The sequence below is a fragment of the Pedobacter arcticus A12 genome (assembly GCF_000302595.1).
In the GTDB taxonomy this organism is placed as follows: domain Bacteria; phylum Bacteroidota; class Bacteroidia; order Sphingobacteriales; family Sphingobacteriaceae; genus Pseudopedobacter; species Pseudopedobacter arcticus.
The window spans coordinates 435,740-457,464 of sequence record NZ_JH947126.1 but is presented as its reverse complement, the minus strand read 5'-3'; the positions used below and the strand labels follow the sequence as shown (position 1 = coordinate 457,464).

18 protein-coding genes are annotated in these 21,725 nt (G+C 37.2%); 9 read left to right on the top strand and 9 right to left on the bottom strand.

Annotated elements, in window-relative coordinates; genetic code table 11:
* The first annotated feature begins 189 nt into the window (after positions 1-189).
* Positions 190-1,971 (top strand): AMP-dependent synthetase/ligase, encoded by a 1,782-nt coding sequence (locus tag B176_RS0109045; RefSeq protein ID WP_017258483.1) that lies wholly within the window; start codon positions 190-192, stop codon positions 1,969-1,971.
* 768 nt (positions 1,972-2,739) lie between these two features.
* Here B176_RS0109045 and B176_RS0109030 read toward each other — a convergent pair.
* Both B176_RS0109030 and B176_RS0109020 read right to left on the bottom strand, forming a co-directional pair.
* Positions 2,740-3,360: a hypothetical protein gene (locus tag B176_RS0109030; protein ID WP_017258481.1), complete on the bottom strand. Its 621-nt coding sequence runs from the start codon at positions 3,358-3,360 to the stop codon at positions 2,740-2,742.
* 474 nt (positions 3,361-3,834) lie between these two features.
* Positions 3,835-4,056, bottom strand: coding sequence for a hypothetical protein (locus B176_RS0109020; RefSeq protein ID WP_154647934.1), 222 nt, complete (start codon positions 4,054-4,056; stop codon positions 3,835-3,837).
* Positions 4,057-4,379: 323 nt separating this feature from the next.
* Here B176_RS0109020 and B176_RS19305 point away from each other — a divergent pair, with 323 nt between their 5' ends.
* The 6 genes from B176_RS19305 to B176_RS20945 all read left to right on the top strand — a co-directional run bounded on the left by B176_RS19305 (position 4,380) and on the right by B176_RS20945 (position 9,473).
* Entirely contained in the window at positions 4,380-5,447 is a 1,068-nt protein-coding gene (locus B176_RS19305) for a hypothetical protein (RefSeq protein ID WP_017258478.1), read from the top strand.
* A gap of 192 nt (positions 5,448-5,639) precedes the next feature.
* The gene (locus B176_RS19300; protein WP_017258477.1) at positions 5,640-6,233 is read left to right on the top strand and encodes a RusA family crossover junction endodeoxyribonuclease; all 594 of its coding nucleotides are present in this window, start codon (positions 5,640-5,642) and stop codon (positions 6,231-6,233) included.
* Positions 6,234-6,431: 198 nt separating this feature from the next.
* On the top strand, positions 6,432-6,800 hold the full coding sequence (locus B176_RS0109005) for a VOC family protein (protein WP_017258476.1): 369 nt from the start codon (positions 6,432-6,434) through the stop codon (positions 6,798-6,800).
* A complete protein-coding gene (locus tag B176_RS21490; protein WP_017258475.1) occupies positions 6,797-6,919 on the top strand; it encodes a hypothetical protein in 123 nt (40 codons plus the stop codon). The genes B176_RS0109005 and B176_RS21490 overlap by 4 nt, the downstream gene beginning before the upstream one ends.
* Positions 6,920-7,072: 153 nt before the next feature.
* A complete protein-coding gene (locus B176_RS20235) occupies positions 7,073-8,938 on the top strand; it encodes an OmpA family protein (RefSeq protein ID WP_017258474.1) in 1,866 nt (621 codons plus the stop codon).
* A 394-nt stretch (positions 8,939-9,332) separates the two neighbouring features.
* On the top strand, positions 9,333-9,473 hold the full coding sequence (locus B176_RS20945) for a hypothetical protein (RefSeq protein ID WP_017258473.1): 141 nt from the start codon (positions 9,333-9,335) through the stop codon (positions 9,471-9,473).
* Positions 9,474-10,309: 836 nt separating this feature from the next.
* Here the strand turns inward: B176_RS20945 and B176_RS0108985 are convergent.
* The 7 genes from B176_RS0108985 to B176_RS19285 form a co-directional block, all read right to left on the bottom strand.
* Entirely contained in the window at positions 10,310-11,644 is a 1,335-nt protein-coding gene (locus B176_RS0108985) for a DUF6089 family protein (RefSeq protein ID WP_017258472.1), read from the bottom strand.
* Positions 11,645-11,809: 165 nt separating this feature from the next.
* Positions 11,810-12,709, bottom strand: coding sequence for a nucleotidyltransferase family protein (locus B176_RS0108980; RefSeq protein WP_017258471.1), 900 nt, complete (start codon positions 12,707-12,709; stop codon positions 11,810-11,812).
* A 102-nt stretch (positions 12,710-12,811) separates the two neighbouring features.
* Positions 12,812-14,365, bottom strand: a complete 1,554-nt coding sequence (locus B176_RS0108975) for a helicase HerA-like domain-containing protein (protein WP_017258470.1) — start codon at positions 14,363-14,365, stop codon at positions 12,812-12,814.
* 19 nt (positions 14,366-14,384) lie between these two features.
* Entirely contained in the window at positions 14,385-16,829 is a 2,445-nt protein-coding gene (locus tag B176_RS0108970) for a S9 family peptidase (RefSeq protein ID WP_017258469.1), read from the bottom strand.
* Positions 16,830-16,834: 5 nt separating this feature from the next.
* The gene (locus B176_RS0108965) at positions 16,835-17,956 is read right to left on the bottom strand and encodes a M42 family metallopeptidase (RefSeq protein ID WP_017258468.1); all 1,122 of its coding nucleotides are present in this window, start codon (positions 17,954-17,956) and stop codon (positions 16,835-16,837) included.
* A 170-nt stretch (positions 17,957-18,126) separates the two neighbouring features.
* The gene (locus B176_RS0108960; protein ID WP_017258467.1) at positions 18,127-18,657 is read right to left on the bottom strand and encodes an RNA methyltransferase; all 531 of its coding nucleotides are present in this window, start codon (positions 18,655-18,657) and stop codon (positions 18,127-18,129) included.
* 68 nt (positions 18,658-18,725) lie between these two features.
* On the bottom strand, positions 18,726-19,634 hold the full coding sequence (locus B176_RS19285) for a YihY/virulence factor BrkB family protein (RefSeq protein ID WP_017258466.1): 909 nt from the start codon (positions 19,632-19,634) through the stop codon (positions 18,726-18,728).
* A 332-nt stretch (positions 19,635-19,966) separates the two neighbouring features.
* Here B176_RS19285 and pnuC point away from each other — a divergent pair, with 332 nt between their 5' ends.
* Both pnuC and B176_RS0108945 read left to right on the top strand, forming a co-directional pair.
* The gene (gene pnuC / locus B176_RS0108950) at positions 19,967-20,596 is read left to right on the top strand and encodes a nicotinamide riboside transporter PnuC (RefSeq protein WP_017258465.1); all 630 of its coding nucleotides are present in this window, start codon (positions 19,967-19,969) and stop codon (positions 20,594-20,596) included.
* A 12-nt stretch (positions 20,597-20,608) separates the two neighbouring features.
* Positions 20,609-21,685 (top strand): acyl-CoA dehydrogenase family protein, encoded by a 1,077-nt coding sequence (locus tag B176_RS0108945; RefSeq protein ID WP_017258464.1) that lies wholly within the window; start codon positions 20,609-20,611, stop codon positions 21,683-21,685.
* Positions 21,686-21,725: the final 40 nt, after the last annotated feature.

Genomic DNA, 21,725 nt, shown 5'->3' with positions numbered 1-21,725 from the left:
TTTAATTAGTTTTTGAATCTCCAGACTGTTAAAATGGCAAACGGCAGTCTAGTAATAATTTCAATACCTAAAAACTATAAATGAGAGATTTCTTAGGTTTTGTGCTTTAATTTTTTATTTTTGATTAAGGGCGTTTTATGTTTTTATTAGGCCTTATATAAACCAATTTATCTTTTAATCTTAGTAATTATGGAAGCTATAAGTAGAATTTTTGACTTGTTGAAGCTCAACAAAGAAAAATATAATAGTCAGGATATTTTAGCAACAAAAGTTAAAGGTAGTTGGGAGAAATATAGTATTGATGATTTGATCAATTTTGCCAACGATGTAAGTAGAGGCTTGTTGAAGCTAGGTATTAAAAAAGATGATAAAGTCGCTATCATGTCTCCCAATCGCCCCGAGTGGAACTTTTGCGATTTTGGAATTATGCAGATTGGTGCAGCACAAGTGCCAATGTATCCCACATTAGCAGAAAATGATATTAATTTTATTCTACAAGATGCAGCCGTAAAATTGATTTTTGTTTCTGATGAAATACTTTTTAAAAAGATTGATAAGATTAAACAAGAACTAAATCTTGAGCTTACCATTTATACTTTTGACAAGGTTGACGGAACTAGTTATTGGAAAGAAGTGCAAGAGCTTGGAAAGCAAAATTCGTCCATCGACCTAGAACCGCATAAAGCTGCCATCAAGGCTGATGATTTACTCACTTTAATTTATACCTCTGGCACAACAGGAACACCAAAAGGTGTAATGTTAACGCATGAAAACCTCATGAGCAACGTGTTGTTTTCTGCGCCAATGTATCCCAAAGAAATACGTAGAGCGCTAAGCTTTTTGCCACTTTCGCATATTTTTGAAAGGATGGTGGTTTACATGTATTGTTATTTAGGGATTTCTGTTTATTACGCCGAGAGTATGGAAACCATTGTAGACAACCTTGCAGAGGTTAAGCCACATTGTTTTACAACTGTTCCAAGGCTGTTAGAAAAAGTTTACGATAAAATTGTAGCAAAAGGCCATGCTTTAACTGGTGTTAAAAAGAGCCTTTTCTTCTGGGCTCTGGCTTTAGGACATAAATATGAACTAGACGGTAAAAACGGATTTTTTTATGAGCTACAACTAAAAATAGCCAGGAAACTTATTTTTAGTAAATGGCAAGCGGCTTTGGGCGGAGAGATTATTGCTATTGTTTCTGGCGGTGCTGCTTTGCAAGAACGTTTAGCAAGGGTTTTTTGGGGCGCTGGAATAAAAGTGTTAGAAGGTTACGGTTTAACGGAGACTTCACCGGTAATTGCAGTAAACGGGCCCTTCCCGGGGCAAACAAGGTTTGGTACGGTTGGTAAGGTTTTAGAAAACGTAGAAGTCAAGATTGCCGAGGATGGTGAAATTTTAACCAAGGGACCAAATTTAATGAAAGGCTATTATAAAAGGCAAGATGCTACTGACGAAGCAATTACAGACGGTTGGTTCCATACTGGTGATATTGGAAATTTAAAAGATGGTTTCTTAGCAATTACCGATAGAAAAAAAGAAGTGTTTAAAACTGCAGGTGGAAAATACGTTTCGCCACAAGTGTTAGAAAACAAACTGAAAGAATCGGTATACATAGAGCAGGTAATGGTGGTTGGCGAAAATAGAAAATTCCCTTCGGCGCTGATTGTACCTAATTTTGAAAAGCTATTGGAATGGGCTTCTAGAAATGGAGTTAGCGAAACGAAACCAGCTGAGCTGATCAAAAATGAGAAGGTTTTAGATAAGATTTGGTTAGAGATTGAAAAACTAAACGCCAATTTCGGAAATTGGGAAAAAATCAAAAAGTTTGCAGTTTTACCCAATGAGTTTACGATTGATGGAGGTGAAATGACACCTAAGTTAAGTTTGAAGCGTAAAGTTATTTTAAGTAAGAACGCAGATTTAATCGAAAAGATTTATGCGGAAGGCGGGAAAGAAGATCATCATGTTTAGTAACGTTCGTCATTTCGGGCAACGGGTAGCCACAGTCCTCACGCTGGTTCGAGCTTGTAGCTCGTTCCAATGATGTTTATGGAATAAAAAAAAGAACGAGCTGCAAGCTCGCACTAGCACTGATTAAAACCACGCTGGTGCGAGCTTGCAGCTCGTTCCAATGATGTTTTATGGTAATAAAAAAAAGAACCAGCTTCAAGCTCACACTAGCACTAAGCTGGAACGAGCTTGCAGCCCACGCTGGTTTGAGCTTGTAGCTCGTTCCAATGATGTTTTACGGAATAAAAAAAGAACCAGCTAGAAGTTCACACCAGCACTGATTAATACCTGCTAGCTTGGAAGCAAGTATTTCATATAAATCAATATGAAACGATGTTAAGGCTCAAATTTGTCACCAATACAAGGGGGTGTCACCCTGAGCGGAGTCGAAGGGGAGCGTTGGGCTTTATGCTTCGACTCCGCCCAGCAGGACATAACGACTCTGATAACCACGCTAGTGCGAGCTTGTAGCTCGTTCCAATGATGTTTTATGGAAAAAAAAAGGACCAGCTGCAAGCTCGCACCAGCGGTGTTAGAGTTTTAGAAATAGATTATGTTTGAAATGAAAGAGGTATATAGAAAAGGTACGAGCTGCAAGCTCGCACCAGCGGTGGAACAATAAACCAGATGAAGAAAAGAAAAAAGGATGAAGTTTAGCGACCTCATCCTTAACCATTAATTTTTAACAAAACCTGCAATAAATAAAAGAGAGCCTTACCCATTTAAGCGCTATTGTACCAGTCGCGATAAAACATCAGAATTAGCTGTTTGCCCTTTTCTACCTACCGCTTTCATACGTCCGTAAATTCTTAAACCGCTACGTAAACCCTTTAGGGTATATTCTCTGGTACTGGTAGGCACAAATTTCCATTGCGTTGTTTCTGCAGGTACTTCATCTGTATATTCTACCAAGTAAGAGACTGCGTTCATCACCCTTTTACAGCTAAATTTTAATTCGCCAGAATTAAGGCCATCCAAAATTTTGAAATCATTAGGAATACCAATACTTGACGAAGCCTCGTTTGTGCTCGCCAAATCAAAGCCACTGCTCAACAGCATGGCTTTGTCGCCATTACCCTGCGCATCAATATCCATTGCTAATTGACGCATGCCCGCCAATAAATCTTCTCTAATCTTATTTTTTGAAGCTATGTACTGTCTATTGCCAGATAAAGAATCATTTAAGGCACTGGCGTACGCAACTTGCAATAAGGTAAAGTTGGCTAGGGATGGTGTGGTAGTTGGAAAATTCGGATTGCCCGTTAGTCCATTAACAATACTTATGGCCTTTAAGTTTAAGTTGGCATCAGATAAGCGCCCATAGTCTAAAATCAATTTCTGATTTTTCATATAAATGGTGATAACATTGAGGTTTATTCCCCAAATCTTAACCCTAAATTAGGTATGTGCTAAACCAAACCAATACCCAAGGAGCAGATTAACCATAATTGAGTTGAAATGAATAAAATTGATTGTAAAATGATATAGTCCACCCTAAACGATAAATTATAGGAGATTTGATAGCTAAATGCTTTAAAATGGAACGTTAAAAACATATACAGCCCTTTGTTTAACAAACAAAGGGTATTGTTTTGTTTACAATACCTTTTGTTGAGGCTACAAAGCTTGATGTTTTTTTTACAAAGCTTATTGAAGCGCAAACAAAAACACTTGCTTTTTTAACATGGAATAATGTATAGGATACAATGGGACGTGTTTGCTTAACAAGCCGTTTTGTTTAAGCTACAAAAGCTTTGGCATGCAATACCAAAAAGAGTATTTGGTAAATTTCGAAAAAAGAGGTGCTTTTAAATTGAGATACGATCAATCCTGTTTATCATCACCCAAACAAAATCCATCCACAATATCCTCTAGGGTGAGCTTAAGAAGGTCTCTAAAATGATAAATGGTTAAAGCACTGTTTTTATTTAAGCCCAACGTTTCTTGATACTTGCCATAGTCTTTGTAAACGGCACTATCTGATTTTCCAGACCAGCGTTTAAGATCGGCAGGATATACTGCTATCCTTTTATATTTACGACTCATAGGTTTTAGGTTATTAGGTAAACACAAGATAAACAGTTTGTTACGAATTATCAAAATTTTTGTTACAGTTTTTTTACGTTTAAAGAAATAAAACATGGCAATGTGCGCCTGTTTAAGTAATAGGCGTTTTTATGTAACTATGAATCTTTAAAAGAACAAAAATTTATAAAACGTAAAATTTAAGATGATTTGAGCGATAAATTTTATACATTTAAAAAGATATAGGTGGATGGTGGATTGGTTGTATACAACAAGGGTGTGTTGTATATGTCTGACTGAGCTGCACATATATGTAAGTTAGCGGTAAGCTTAAAACAACTCTAATGAAGGACAAAATTATATATTTAATTATTTTACTTATTGTATGCTTTGATTGTGTTGGTCAAGTAAATCCAAATTATCATTATGTTAAGGGACATATTAGAGCAGATGGAATATATGTCAGGGGTTATTACAAGACGAATAATAACCAAACTAATAGAGATAATTACTCTACAAAGCCCAACATCAATCCCTGGACTGGAGAAGCAGGTTATATAGAACCTGATGTCTATTATTCTGAAAGTTACAGTTCTACAAATAAATCTGAATACTTATCTGAAGATTTTAACAAGGCGATAGAGCTAAATGATAACAAGAACTATGTTGAGTCTATAAAAATTTGTAAAGAGGTAATTAAAAAATATAATAAGGCAATATTTACAACAGAACTTTTAGGCTGGAATTATTTAGCTATTAATGAAAAAAAATTGGCACTCGAAGCTTTTAAATTCAATTATGAAAAAAACTCCAAATTATCTTTTTCAGCCAGCATTCTATATTTAGCATATTTAATAAACAATGAGCCCTTAAAAGCTAAAGAATTAAAAAGCAGTCTAAAAGATGGTTTAAATAGTTTTAATGGCAATCTGATAGAAAATATTAGAAAATACAATTTGATGATAGGAATACCTAATCTAGAAATCTTAAAACTGATTCTTGATAATGAAAACCTGTATTTAGACCAAAACCTTCTTGTGGCGTCTGGTCAATGTTCGAATTGCAAAATTGAATTCATTTCTAATAATATTATTGATGTTGGAGAAAAATTTCTCAAAAAGAGGTTCATCTTGGAAGACGGTATCGAAAGTAATTGTGTATCTGTGGAAATAGAATGCCCAATTGAATTTAGAGAATCTATTAAAAATGTCTTAAGCGAGCTTAATTTCTCTGAGAAAAGATATATCCAGAAACCAGTTTTAAGAAAAAAAGGAGACCTAAGAGAAAAGTCTATCACATCTGAACTGTATATACGAGAAAAAAACAACAAATTATCTGGCGTAATTATATGCGATTTAGATTTAGATGGAGAATTGAATAAAAGTTTTTTCACTATTATGATTCGAAAATAAATGCCTAACCGCAAACAGCAAATTCCTACTCAAAAATGGCCGACGGTGGTTCAACTTAGGTTTTTTGTTAATTATTTAGTTTTATGAGGTACGACATAGGTTCTGCAAGCAATGCCGTTCCTGCACAAATGCGCCAACCGTTGGCAATAAGCTTAAACCCAGAATATCTATACATTTTCAATCGTTAATTTTATGAATAATGAACAAATTAATAAACCCTCCTACAGACTAGAAAAAAATCCTAAAGTTGACGTTTTAATTAGGATTTATGACCTACCTCCTGTACCAACAAAACAAGATGCGTATAAACCATTAAATGCATGGCAAGTTAACAAAGATGGGACAGAACAAATATTAAATAATATCTATTCAAGAAAACCCAATAATAATACAATTAAAGATTTTCACACTTTGCTAAGCAAAATAGCTAAAGAACACTTTCCCGAAGGACAAATTTTTAAAAAGCCTTCGCATGTTGAAGTTATAATTAGTATTTCTGTAACAGAAAAAAGATTTAAATCGGTTGACGTTGACAACTTGGCAAAGACCGTACTGGATGGACTGAATAATATCGCATTTGAGGATGATTCACAAGTTGTAAGTTTGATTTGCAATAAACATATACACCCAACGAAAAAGAATGGAATCCTCATTGGGATAACAAAACTGACAAACGAAAATCAAGGTTTTATTGGCGACATTACATTATATAATATGATACCGAACGACGATTTGTTAAGACTAATGAATCCTATTATTGAAAAGCTAAAAAAAGCCAACCGCTAACCACAGGTTTGCAAAATCGCGGACGAAGTGCTGATACTTTCTTCAACTTTTTTTATTTAAATTGGTGCGGGCAGAAAGTTGTTCTCGGGGTAATCTCCCGCAACTTCGCAAACCCGCCAATCGTTAGCGGTCATTGTAACAGACAAGCACTAGAATGTCAAATAGACGAAAAGAAATAATAATATCGGAAAATAGACAATGAAGCTCAATCACATCAATTTAGTTGTTTCAAATGTTGCAGACGCAATAATTATTTTTGAAACATATTTCAATTTCAAATGTACCGACATAAAGGGAGACAATATTGTTGCAGTTTTAAAAGGTGCAGACGACTTTACACTTGTTATAATGAAAAATAAAGACGGACAAGTGAATTACCCTGACGCTTTTCATATAGGTTTTATGCTAGACGACACAAACTCTGTGACTGAAACGTATGAAAAACTTAAAAGCGGTGGCGTTGCAGTTGGACAAGAGCCAAGAAAAATAAGAGATAGTTTTGGGTTCTACTTCACCTATGACAACGTAATGATAGAGGTTGGACATTATCTAAATGAAATTGAATGAAGAAAAACAACGAACCGCTAACAGGCGTTTGGAAAAAAAGCGGGTTCTGTGGCATTATGGAGAAACTACTAACCAGCTGTGTTAGAGAGTTCAGCGAAGCATCTCTCCAGATTCAATAGCGTAGCTGAGGTACTACAATACCCATTTGGCGAACCTAAGATTTATGCTTTGAAGCAAGGTTACCAAGAAACAAGCGCTTTGATGGGGTAACAATTTATAAGATCAGTTGATATATAGCAAAGAACTTAATATCAACATTAAAATTAAATCTTATGAAAGCCTTAAAAAATATATTCTCATTATTAGTGGCTATTGCTTTTAACTATCAAGCCAATGCGCAAAGTAAAGTGGTGAACACAGTAGCAGATCAAAAATCGTACTGGCAAATCTCTGCAAGGGGCGGTTATGACTTCCCTCTTTTTCAAGAAGATTTTCAATACATAGATTACAAAGGTGGTTTAATGGGCGGTATATCTGTCAATCATTATTGGAAATGGATTGGTATACAAGCAGATTTTGATTATATCCAAAATAAACCCGTTACGAATATTGGTGATTCTACGAGTTATTATACAACCGGACCTAATGGTCTTACAAATTATCCGTTAGATGTAGTTACCCAAAGAACCACACTAACCAGAATGTTTGCTGGAGTTGGTCCATCATTTAAGCTCCAGAGTAAAAATAATAAGCTTACCGCAGAACTCGCCCTTTTGGGAGGTATGGCGCTTATTAATGGAGGCGAGATTTTGGTAGAAGGCAAAAATTCAACCTTGACCCCTCAAAATGTACCTTTAACCTATCATTCGGGTTTCGATAATGAAAAAGCATTGACCGGCAAAGCACAAGCTAGATTTAATTATTTCTTTACCAACAGCTTAGGGATTAATGTTGGCGCTTATTACATGAATCATTTTGGAGTGAATGAATCTCAAAAAAACCAATTGCTAATTGATAACGGCTACCTCGCAAATAATACGAATGGCGGGTTATACTATGGAGCAATGGGAACTATCCAAAACCCAGATATCAACGAGGGAAACCCAATCTTTTCAAATTTCAAAACCGAATCAATCAGTAGAGTTTATGATGGGCAGGGCACCAACCAAAGAGAAAAAATAAAATTATCATCTGTAGGTGTATTTGCTGGCTTAACTTATCGGATAATGCCTAAAAAACAAAAACCAATTGTAGAAACTAAAACGGTAGTCACTACCCCAATTGTACAAAGATACAATCTGCAAATAACAGCCAAAGATAAATACACCAAAGAGGTTTTACCAAATACGGATGTAGCTTTAAAAAATAGCAAGGGCGAAGTTTTAAAAACCGGTAAAACGGATGCTTTTGGAGCTGTTTCCTTTAAAGATATCCTTGCAGATGATTATTCGATCGCTGGTATTTTAAATACAGTTGCGCTAGACAGTGCCTCGGCAAAAACAGGCGATTTTAAAAACGGAGAAACATTAAGAAAAGAAATTTTATATACCGACAGGAACTTTATAGTTACCGGGAAAGTGTTTATGTGCAACACCAGTACTTTCTTAACTGGAACCAACGTGATTTTAGAAAACAACGATAAAGCCTTTAGAAAATCTACCTTATCAGATAGTGAAGGTAATTTTAAGTTTCAAATGCCAGAAGCTGGAGTTTATAAATTGTACAGCAAAAAAGACAACTACTTCTCTCAAATTGAAGAGATTACGGCATCAAATTATAACAGAGATAAATCACTTTTTGTGAAACTTGAAATTTGTGCTGAAGAAACGGATTGTGGCAAAGCCATTAACCTTAAAAACATTTTGTTCGATTTGGATAAGTTCGTGATTAGGGAAGATGCTAAAAAAGAATTGAACAAGTTAGTGCGCTTTATGCAAGACAATTCATTGGTTAAAGTAGAATTAGGTTCGCATACAGATAGTAGAGGAAGTGCGAAATACAACCTAACTTTATCACAAAAAAGAGCAAATGCTTCAGTAGCTTATATCATTTCTCAAGGTATAGAAAAAAGCAGAATAGCTGGTAAAGGTTATGGAGAAAGCAAACTATTAAATGAATGTGCTGATGGTGTGGACTGTGAAGAAGCACAGCATCAATTAAACAGAAGAACAGAATTTAAGGTAATTTGCCCTAAATAAAATAGCTCATTCCTTTTATCAAACCCAATCAGTTTCTTATATAACTGATTGGGTTTTTTAGTGCAACAGAGGTTTTGTAATGGAGCCTCATCTAGCGCAAGTCTTATGAACGTTGGAAAAAGAGAAGTCGGTGATTTATGCTTTAATAATGTAAACGTATAACAGAGTTAATCGACTAAACTGTTAACTTATTTTAGGACGATACCTATTAACCAAAGCGATTAATGCGTAAAAAAAGATTTAGAATAAAGAAAAGCCCTCGCTGGTGCGAGCTTGCAGCTCGTTCCTTCAATGTTTTAGAGATAGACTTGGTATAAAGAAGTAAAAAAAGAACGAGCTTCAAGCTCGCACTAGCGGCGATAACCACCTTATAGAATTAGACACACATACTGAAATGTTTGAACAAAGACTGGATTATCTGCACAATAACCCGGTAGATGCTGGTATAGTTGAAAAAGCAGAGGATTATTTATATAGCAGTGCGAAAGATTATCAGGAAGGTAAAGGGTTAATAGAAATAGATGTATTACAATAAAATATATACCTGGAATTTAGCTCATTCTTCCGAGTGAAGGCAAATAGTGTTGGGGTTGAAAAAGCACAAGTCAGGCTTTGGCACAAACCAGCCCGCTAAGACTTGCGCTAATGGGGGAACTATCCAAAGCACTTTGTCGGTAAAAAACTGCAAAAGGGTAGCTTCTACGAAGCACAATACCTATATAGCAGCAGAGGTTACAAAGCGGTAGCTCCTAACGGAGCAGGTTAATGTTTTCCTCTCGCTGGTGCGAGCTCGCAGCTCGTTCCTTCAATGTTTTAGAGATAGACTTGGTATAAGAATTAAAAAAAGAACGAGCTGCAAGCTCGCACTAGCGGCGTGTACTAAAGTTTCTTGTTCCTCGAAATGACGGCGTGGGGATAAAAAAAGCTATCTTAAAAATAGCGCTGAATGATAAGACGAAACTCCCTTAAAACAAAAAAGCTACTTCAGAAAACTGAAGTAGCTTTTTATAAGAGTTAAAACTAACCTTAGTTAAATAAGGTAAATTCAACTCTTCTGTTGTTTTGACGACCTTTTGCGGTAGCTATTAGTGTCAATTGGCTGGCTTTCGCCGTAACCCGTAGCTTAAACTCTCGCTGGTGCGAGCTTGCAGCTCGTTCCTTCAATGTTTTAGAGATAGACTTGGTATAAGAAGTAAAAAAAGAACGAGCTGCAAGCTCGCACTAGCGGCGTTTCTTGTTCCTCGAAATGACGGCGTGGGGATAAAAAAAGCTATCTTAAAAATAGCGCTGAATGATAAGACGAAATTCCCTTAAAACAAAAAAGCTACTTCAGAAAACTGAAGTAGCTTTTTATAAGAGTTAAAACTAACCTTAGTTAAATAAGGTAAATTCAACTCTTCTGTTGTTTTGACGACCTTTTGCGGTAGCATTAGTGTCAATTGGCTGGCTTTCGCCGTAACCAGTAGCTTCAATTCTAGAAGCGTTTACACCTTTACTTACCAAATAAGCTTTAACAGATTCTGCTCTTTCTTTAGAAAGCTTCATGTTGTAAGCATCACTTCCTTGACTATCTGTATGACCAGCTAATTTTAAGCTTAAGTTTTTAGATGAAATTAAGTCAGCAACTTTGTCTAACGTAGCAAAAGATGTAGATCTGATTGTCGCTTTTGCAAGATCGAATTCTAAGTTTTTAATTGCATCTGCAACTACTTTTTTATCTTCTTCAGAGATAATGTAGGTAACAGGTTTTTGTACAATTGTTTTACTTACTGGAAGCGGACAACCTGCACCATCAACTGCAACACCTGCTGGCGTATTTGGGCATTTATCATAAAAATCAGAAACACCGTCGCCGTCTGCATCACTAGAAAGTTTGTTTACTTTGTCGGCCATTGCAGGATCGTTCTTGTTAGCATCGAGTTCAGCTTTTAAAGCGTCATATTTAGCAATGTAGTTTTTTTCTAATATTGCTGCAGGATTCGCGAACGCTAATTGTGGTTTTGCTTTGTTTCCTAAAGCAAACTCTAAACCTGCGTATCCGTAAGAAAACTTATCGGCTGATTCTCCTCTTCTGTAGCCATCTAAATTATCAGTATCTACAAAATTCATTTTGTAACCAAGGTCAATATTTACACCTCTAGCAACCATAAATTTCAAACCCACACCAACGGGAACTACCAATTCGTGGATGTTCTCTCCGCCATTCAACGTTGATTCAGCGTTTGCTAAATCTGTAGTTGTTGGTCGGTAACCCATTAAGCCTGCACCTGCAGAAATGTAAGGAGTTACATAACTTTGACGGCTTAAGATATTGAAGTTAGCGATGTTGTATACCGCACTTAAGGTACCGCCCCATTTTATTTCGGTCTCAAAGCTTTTGTAAGGAGAGCCAACTGGTGCAGTACCTGTTGAATTATCAGCCTTAAGCGTACCCCTAAAGAAATCTCCCTGGATACCGAAGTTGTGCGTAAGTTGTTTTTTTAAGTATCCACCGTAACCTGCTCCAAGTTCAGAATTAGAGAAATCGTTTTTTCCACCGATAAATACAGATGGAGTCATTACGCCACCAATTACGCCGAATGACCATGTTCTGTAAGCGCCTTTTGCGAATGGTTCTGGTGTGGCAGTATTGTCTTGTGCGCTAGCATATGTTGTCATAGCAACTGCTCCTAGCAACATTATACCTTGTTTTAATATTGTTTTCATAATAATTATTTTGTTTTATTTTAATACCCATACAGTCATAATTGCGCCAAACCTTAATTATAGAAATAATTATTTTCAAATACTTGTAAATCAGTGTTTAATGGAACAAAAAAAGACCTAGCGATTAGGCTAGGTCTTTTCTGATAGTATTAAATACAATACAAATTACCAAAGTTTTGCAGGGTAAACCCCTTCTTGAACCAATTTGTTGATGTTTTCCTGTACAATTTCTTTGTCCTCTTTGTAAGTAACACCAAACCACTTTGCATCCGTTGGGATTACTTTAAAGCTTGCAATATTGTTTTTGATCAGGTAATCGGCAATTAAAGGAATAAAAAATTCCGACTTTGGATCATTCTCATTATTGGCTACAAAATCAACAAAAAGTTTTTCTGTGGTTTTAAACACTTCTGGTGTAAAGCCCCAAAAATTCATAGAAACCGGAGTTGAAGCATCTAAAGGAGTTTCTGTGCCATTCTCTTCGAAAACAATACCACCATCTTTTGGGTACACTTTAGTACGTTCTGTAATTTCTGTCATGTTTCCGCTAGCATCTGTTTTACAAACACCACGAGATACAGAACCGTTCGCTGATAAAGTATTACCAATTTTATAACCTACAATACTATATTTATTTTCGGAAGCTTCGGTGGTTAAAAAATCAACCATGCTTTTAAAAGCTTCGTAACCGTAGTAATCATCGGCATTAATTACGCAGAAAGGCTCGTGAATCTGATTTTGAGCTTCTAAAATAGCGTGACCCGTTCCCCAAGGTTTAGCTCTTTCAATTTCTTTGTCTATACCATACTTTTTAAGGTCAAAAGTTTGGAAAACATAATCTGTTTCAACTTTGCCAGCCAATTTAGCATCGAAAATCGCTTTGAAGTTTTCTAAAAACTCTTCTTTAATGATGAAAGTGATTTTTCCAAATCCAGCATTTATAGCGTCGTAAATTGAGTAGTCAATGATGGTTTCGCCGTTAGGTCCAAAACCGTCAATCTGTTTCATACTTCCATATCTGCTTGCCATTCCTGCAGCAAGAATTAGTAAAGTAGGTTTTTTCATGTTATAAGTTATTTAGTTTGTTAATTTTTTAGTTGATTCGTTTGTTAGTTCGGTTGTTAGGTGGTTCGTTTGTTAGGTGGTTTGGTTGTTAGACGACTGGCTTTAAAATCCAAACAAGCCACCACTTCTGCTGGTTCGCGGTTTTTTGCCGGTAATCATGCCAAAGATTCCTCTTACAATTTCACGACCTATTTGGCGGGTTATTGGTGCATTTAATGCCTGTTCAACCATGCTTTTTTCTGCTCGTTGCGATGTTGTTTTTGGCGCAACAGCTATTTCTGCTTGTTTTTCCTCCATTTTTTGCTGTACCCTTGCATTCAGAATCTCAAAAGCACTTTCAGGATCTAAGGTTTCCTGGTACTTTTTGTACAAGTCAGAAGACTGCATCAATTTTTCGCAATCTATGTTAGCCATAGGTCCCATTACTGCTCTCGGCGGTGTAAGATGTGTGGCTACTACCTCAGTTGGAATTCCTTTTTCGTTAAGTACCGTGATTAATGCTTGGCCTGTGCCTAAGCCTGTTATTATTTCATCAATTTGGTAAAAGCTAGATTTGGGATATGTTTTTACTGTTTTTCTGAGTGCATCAACGTCGTTTGGTGTAAAAGCTCTTAAAGCATGCTGTACTCTGTTTCCTAGCTGTCCTAAAACACTTTCGGGGATATCCGTTGCGGCTTGGGTACAAAAGAAAACACCTACACCTTTTGATCTGATGAGTCTGATTACCTGTTCAATTTGCTCTAAAAAAGCTTTTGATGCATTATTGAATAGGAGGTGGGCTTCATCAAAGAAGAAAACCAGTTTTGGTTTGTCTAAATCGCCGGCTTCTGGTAAACTGTAAAAAAGTTCTGCCAGCAGACTTAATAAAAAGGTAGAATATAAGGCTGGTTGATCCTGCACATCTGCAATATTCAACAGGCTTATTACGCCTTTGCCGTCAATTTTTTGAAATAGATCTTCGGTATCAAATGAGCGTTCGCCAAAAACAGCACCTAAACCTTGTTGTTCAACTGCCACAATTTTGCGTAATACTGTTCCGGCGGTAGATGATGATATTTTGCCGTAGTCACTTTTAATTTCAGCAGCGCCGTCGCCTTCAGATAAATAACTTAATAATTTTTTTAAATCATTAAGATCAATGATGGCCATTTTGTTATCATCGGCATATTTAAAGATCGCCGCTAAAACACCAGTTTGGGTGTCGTTAAGATCTAAGATCTTACCTAACAAAACCGGACCAAATTCTGTAACGGTGGCTCGCATGGTTGCGCCCAGCTTTCCGCTCAAGGAATATAGCTCAACCGGAAAACCGTTTGGCGAGAAAGGTTTTTTTAATGCTTCTCCACGTTCTTCGAGTTTTGCGTTGGTTTGCCCAGCTTGATTTAAACCAGATAAGTCGCCTTTTACATCCAACATAAATACTGGAACGCCAGCTTCTGAGAGCTGTTCGGCAATAAGTTGTAGGGTTCTTGTTTTACCGGTACCTGTTGCGCCAGCAATTAAACCGTGGCGGTTCATCATCTTCAACGGGAGGTTAACTTCTGCTTCCGCAATAATTTCTCCATCTAAAATTCCAGCACCTAAATAAATGGAAGCTCCGGATGTTGTATATGATTTGATAATCTTGTCTGCAAATAAATTAGGATCGTGTGCCATAACGCTAAGCTAATAAAATTTACTTTTTGTTTTTAACATAAGTGTCTAACCAAGTATTCATCTCCCAAAGCATGTGTAATATAGATTCTTTAGCTCGGTAAGAGTGCGCTTCGGAAGGTAACAGCACTAATCTTGAGGTGGCGCCAAATCCTTTTAACGCACTGTAGAACCGCTCACTTTGCATAGGGAAAGTTCCCGAATTATCATCTGCTTCGCCATGGATCAATAATAATGGAGTTTTAACTTTATCAGCGTAAGCAAAAGGCGACATTTTATTGTAAACATTTGGTGCTTGCCAGTAGCTTCTTTCCTCGGCTTGAAAACCGAAAGGAGTAAGGCTTCTGTTGTAAGCACCACTTCTTGCAATGCCTGCAGCAAAAAGCTTGGTATGCGCTAATAGGTTTGCCGTCATAAAAGCACCGTACGAGTGACCACCAACGGCTATTCTTTTTGGATCGCCGATACCCATAGCAACAATTTTGTTCACTGCGGCTTCCGCATTTTCAGTAAGTTGTTCAATAAAAGTATCGTTTGGTTGATCGTTACTTTCGCCCACAATTGGCATATCTACGTTATCCATAACGGCGTAACCTTGCGTTACCCAATACAAAGGGGAAGCCCAAGAAATGGTATTAAAACGATAAGGAGAGCCTTTTACCTGTCCTGCTGCGTTAGCCGTTTTAAATTCGCGAGGATAAGCCCACATTAAAACAGGCAACCTTCCTTGTGCAGGTGTGTAACCTTGCGGAAGGTACAGCATGGCGCTCAAACTTAATTTATCGGATCTGGTGTAGGTAAGCTTTTGCTTGATGATGCCGAAAAGTTGAGGGTATGGATTTTTGAAAAAAGTTAGCTGCTGCGTTTTTCCTTTTCTAAAATCTAGGTTGAAATAATTTCTTGGTTCTATTGCCGATTCTCTGCTGATCACTAAATTGTCTTTATTATCATAAAAGATTGGGAGTTCGTAAAAAGGTGCTCTCGAACGGAAAAGCGTATCGGTAACTTTTGTTTTTACGTTAAACTGCAATAGAAAAGGCCTGTCGCCCTGTGGAGATGCGCCTTGAGAAATTGAAAATATATTTACATTATTTGGGTCGGCAGCTCGTCTAATTACATTGTATTCCAGCAATAAAACGTTGCGGTTATACTGGTTTCTTGTTTTTACAAACTCTCCCGGATCCGAGTAAGCGTCTTCAGAATACCTATCCCAAAGGTTTACACGGTAGTTAGCATTTCCAGGTTTTATAAAAACGCGTCTTTCTCCGCGGGTTTTCCACCAACGTTCGGTAATCAAGGCTATTTGATCGTCGCCCCAATCTATAGAATCAAAACGCAGGTAACAGTCGGCCAATTTTCTCCTGTTGTTGCTTCCCGCTTCTTGCGTATAAAGTATATCTCTAATTGTTGTTCTGTTGTTTGGATCGCCACCGTCTTGCGCTTCTGCCCAAAAAACAGTTTGTGGTTTATCAGCTCGCCAAGCAAAAGCTCTCGGCCCTTTAACCACGGCATCAAAGCCTTGTGGTAAATTATCAGCTAACGGAACTTTAGCCAGTTCACGTGTTAATTTTCCATATTTATCTCTAAGCTCTACTTTGTAAGCAAAATAAGAAATAGGTACTAAATAGGAGTAGGGCTTTTGAATTATCGAAAGCATGACCAAATCGCCATCGGGCGAAAAATCAAAGTTTTTGTAGATTTCTGGTCGGCTGAAATTAATGTTTTGCCCGTTAAGATAAACCAGTTTTAGTTGCGAGGTGAGGTAGTATTCGAAAGCTAGTTCGTCGTTCGCGTTTTTTAATAAATCTTGGTAAGTACGGTTTGGCGCTGCTTCTCCAGTCGATTGGCTAATATTTGGTCCGTTTTCAACAGCGCTTAAGTTTTGTAAAGGTTTTTGATCTGCTATACAGTTCGCCAAAATGGCATTTCCGTCTGGTGCCCATTTATACAGTGTGCCGTAAATGTCATTCAGTGTCACATCTGCTAATCTTCTCGCGGTTTTAGATGCTAAATCACCAATCCATAGCTGTATCTGGTACTCTGTAGTAACACTAAATGCTACCATTTTTTCATCAGGCGAAAAGCTGAAATCCTTTATTTTGGAATTCTTTGGAATACCCGAAAGTTCAAATTCGTCGCTAGTTCTAAGATTTTTTACGGTTAGGTTGGTGTAATAACTTGATTTGGCATTGCTGCGATTTTCAGGGTCGACCCGTAAACCAGCCAGCTTTACAAGGGGTTTTGATATTTCCGTTATCGATGGGTAACCTTCACTTTCTAAAATAAGCATGAAATTTCCGCTCCCACTAACGATTACAGCTTTTGAGTTAGATGCTTCAACAATATCAACGAGGTCTTTCGGAGGTTTCTGATAACCAGAACCCTCCTGTGCTAAAGACCAATTTGAATGTGCTATTAAAAGTGCAAAAAGGGTATAGTACCCAAGTTTTTTAAGGTTAAACCCCATTGGTTTTATTTGATGTATTTAAAGTCCTGATCTTTTTTTATAGCCAACAAAGAATGATAAATTAAGCTGATCACATTGTCAACATCTTCTTTATGGATCATTTCTACCGTGGTGTGCATATAACGTAAGGGTAAAGAAATTAGTGCGGATACCACACCTTCATTTGAGTAAGCAAAAGCATCAGTATCGGTTCCGGTTGAGCGTGAGGAAGCTTGTCTTTGAAACGGGATGTTGTTCTTTTCGGCAGTTGCTACCAATAACTTGTTCAAATTAACCTGAACCGCTGGGGCATAAGAAACTACCGGACCTTTACCACAGGCCAAGTCACCTTGGGTGATTTTATTGATCATCGGAGTGGTGGTGTCGTGGGTTACGTCGGTAATAATCGCTACATCAGGTTTGATACGGTGTGCAATCATTTCGGCACCACGCAAACCAATTTCTTCTTGTACAGCGTTAACAATGTATAGTCCAAAATCTAGTTTCTGCTTATTTTCTTTAAGTAAACGGGCAACTTCGGCAATCATAAAACCACCTGCTCGGTTGTCTAAGGCTCTACCAACGTAGTACCTGTCGTTTAAAATCATAAATTGGTCTTCGTAAGTAATTACGCAACCTACATGAACGCCCAGTTTTTCCACTTCTTCTTTGCTGGTGCAACCGCAATCCAGAAATATATTTTTTAATTGTGGCGTTTCTTCTTTCTCACCACCGTGGCGGGTATGTATTGCTGGCCATCCGAAAACAGCGGTAACAGGACCATTATCTGTATGGATAATTACGCGTTTTGATGGTGCAATCTGATGGTCAGAACCGCCGTTTCTAATCACATAAATTAAACCATCGCTGGTAATGTAATTTACGAACCACGATATTTCATCAGCATGCGCCTCAATAACTACTTTGTATTTTGCCTTTGGGTTGATTACACCAACTGCAGTTCCGTAATTGTCTACAAAAGTTTCGTCAACATAAGGCTTAATATATTCTAACCAAAGTTTTTGACCTTCCCACTCAAAACCAGTTGGAGATGGGTTATTGATATATTTCTCTAAAAACGATAAGGACTTTTTATTAACAACTGAAACGTGTTTATGGTCTTTTGTATCTTCTTTTTTCTTAGCCATTATTTTTTATGTATTGATTATAAACAAATATAAAAAACCTGAGATAAGTGCAGGTCATTTAATTTTTTTCTTTACCTGCTTTGAGTGTTAACCACCCCAACCCCCGTCCGCCGGCTGGCGGGGGGACACTTGTATTGCGGAAAGCTGAATAGGTGAAATTGATGAAAATGTTACTTAGTGAATTTGCTGAAGAAATCCCAAAGCACAATGCCTGTGCTGATCACAATATTAAAGGAATGCTTAGTGCCAAACTGAGGTATTTCTAAGCAAGTATCAATATTTTGCATCACCTCTTCGCTTACGCCGTTAACCTCGTTTCCAAAAAAGAAAGCGTATTTTTTTTCTTTCTCAGGATTAAAATCTAATAAACTCACGCTGTTTTCAGCTTGCTCAATCGCTACAATCTGATAGTTGTTTGCTTTTAGTTTTTCTACCGCAGCTAAGCTATTCTCAAAATATTCCCATGCAATGGATTGTGTTGCCCCCAAAGCGGTTTTTTCAATTTCCCGGTGTGGCGGTTGTGCCGTTATTCCGCATAAATAAATGGCTTCAACTGCAAAACCGTCGGCCGTTCTAAATGCAGAACCTACGTTGTGTAAACTTCTTACGTTATCTAAAACTACAACTACCGGTAGCTTTTCTTGAGTCTGAAATTCTTCGATTGTTGGTCTATTAAGCTCATCAAGCTTTAGTTTTCTCATGTGCGCAAATATAGCAAGCTATTGTAATTATTAGGGATTACGTTTTGTGTTTTAGGTGATTAAAAAAACTATTCTTCCAGATCAATAGCTTCTGTTCTAAATTTATGGGCGTGACTACTTGCCTCAATTGGTTTTTTTAGCTTATTGCTGATGGCATCAACTAAAGAGACACCATAATAGAAGATAAATGAAGAATAGAAAATGAACAGCATCACCAATAAAATCGCACCTGATGTACCGTAAATTTCGCTGATGTTGGAATTGAGTAACAGGGTGCGCATAACCAGTTTACCAACCGTTAACAAAACGCCAGTAAAAACAGAACTCAGAATCACGGCTTTCCAAACAGGTCGCCCGTTTCCGGTAAACCTAAAGGCAATGCAGAACCATAACGTTGTGGTCATAAAAAACACCACCTCATTGATAAAACCATTTAATATTGGGATTGTGCTGTGTAGTTTGTTCTCTAAAAACAAACGAACCCCTTCAAAAGCAAATGCAATAAACAACAAAATGCCTCCCATAGTAATAATTCCCAAAGATTTCAACCGTTGTTTTAAATTGAAATAAAACCCCGAATTCTCGTTCAGGCGAATACACCAAAGTTGATTAATGGAGTTTCTGATGATGATAAAAAGTGTGGTTGAAACAAAAAGCAGAAATACAAACATCAAAATAGCGAAGAACCAATTGTTGCCTAAATGCATTAAATTCAACAGTATATGACGGATTTCCTCGGCACTATTGTTTCCAATAATGGTGGTTAGTTTATCAATGATGTTGCCACCGAACTTCCGGCGGTTTAAAAACGTTCCGAAAATCTGCAGTATTACCACTAAAATAGCTGGGATTGCAAACGTCCCAAAAAAAGCTGTGGACGCAGCAATCCGCAAGGGGTCATTATTCACCAGGTTTACCGTAGCTTGCCGTAATACAGAAAAGGTTCTTTTTAGATTTTTATTTTTCAATAATTGCATTCGATAACGTTTTAACAAAGAATGTGCTATCTTTTTAATTTGCACATTCTGAATGGTTGTTTTAAGATACGTTTATGTTTTTGTACCCTAATATCTTAAATTCTATTATCTTTGACGCATCAAATAGGGGTGCCCTAAATTTTCGGGCTGAGAACATACCCATTTTTGAAGTATAAAGTCAAAAGTATAAAGTTAAAGCATTTAGTTTTTAACTTTTAGCTTTCCACTTTTAACTTTAGAAAGCACCTGATCCGGATAATGCCGGCGTAGGGAAATAGGTAAAAGAGAATTTTTTCTCCCTTGTTTGGATTAATATTTTAATATTTTTTCAAATGAACATTTCAGAATGGTTTAATTTATTAGTGAGTCAGATCTTAGCCACCGGATGGCTGGAGTGGGTGGCGGTGCTTTTTGGTGTAACCGAGGTTTTGTTGGCCCGTAAGAACAAAATTTTGCTTTATCCGGCCGGAATTATTTCTATTGTAACTTCTGCATTTTTATTGATAGAAGCTAAGCTTTACGCAGAAACTGCGCTAAGTATGTATTATTTGGTGATGAGTATTTATGGTTGGGCAGTTTGGAACTCACGAAGTAAATCTGCTGCCAGTTCAATCACTAAGAGCTCTAAAAAAGAGGTTGTTATTACGTTGAGCATCGCTTTTTTAGGATGGGGATTTCTGTACATCATCTTAAAAAACTTCACCGATTCTGACGTACCGATAATGGATTCTTTTGTTTCGTCAACCGCTTGGGCGGGTATGTGGCTTTTAGCTAAACGGAAGCTCGAAAATTGGATTTGGTTAAACATTTCAAATTTGGTAGCCATACCTTTACTGTTCCATAAAAACTTGGTGATGTTTGCACTGCTCACCATATTTTTATTTGTAGTTGCAATTTTTGGTTACTTGGATTGGAAAAAAATATTGAAACAGAAAACACATTTAGGCACTCAAACGTTGTAATCTGTAAATAGAATGGAAAGCTCCTTAGAAAAGATAACTAGCCAATTGGCTCAAAAAGCAGAAGAAATAGCGCAACTACCTGCCGAATTGTTAGCTGTTATTTATGAAGAAAAATGGTTTAAGTTATTTGTTCCAAAATATTTGAACGGCTTAGGCTTAACTATGCCTCAAGCTTTAGCAGTGGAAGAAAAACTGGCTAAAAAAGATGGTAGTTTAGGATGGACGGTAACACTTTGCGCCGGCGCAGCCTGGTTTGTTGGCTTTTTAGATCCCGATTTAGCAACAGAGGTATTCAAAGATCCAAAAGTTTGCTTTGCCGGTAGCGGTTTTGTTGGCGGTACAGCAGATAAGATAGGTGAGGGATACTTGATAAACGGAAACTGGACCTACGCCAGCGGTGCACTCCATGCCACCCATTTAACAGCCAATTGCCAAATTTTGGAGAATGGGCAGCCTGTTTACAGTAAAAGTGGAAACCCTTTAATTAAAGCGTTTCTGTTGAAAAGGAATGAGGTTGAGATTTTAGATGGTTGGAGTTATATGGGAATGGTAGCTACCGCTAGCCACGCTTTTGAAGTGAAAGCGAAAAAAGTACCATTAAATAGGAGTTTTGAGATTTTGCCAGAGCAAACCACTTTGCCAGATCCGGTGTTTAAGTACCCGTTTTTACAGTTGGCAGAAGCTACATTAGCAACGAATGTGCTGGGTATTACCTTGCATTTTATTGACCTGGTTGATGATTGTTTTTGGATAAGAAATGAAAAACGTAAATATGATGCGCTACATTTAAACTATTACAAAGAATTACGGGCTAATGCGCTTCAAGATATTTTGAACCTAAAAATGGAGTTTTATAACATCATTGAAAAATCTTGGGAACAGTTGGTAGCCAAGCATAAGATTACTGAAGATACCTTAAAATCAATAAGTGAGATTAGTAGGAGCTTAGCTGTAACCTGTAGAGAAAGTAGTTCAAAACTTCATCCATTTGCAGGATTAGAAGCAGCCAAAAGATATACCGAAATCAATAGGGTATGGCGGGATATGAATACGGTGAGCCAGCATGCATTATTGATTTTCCCATTTTAAATAATCCAATCATTTTTGCGACTTTTAATTTAATAAATAC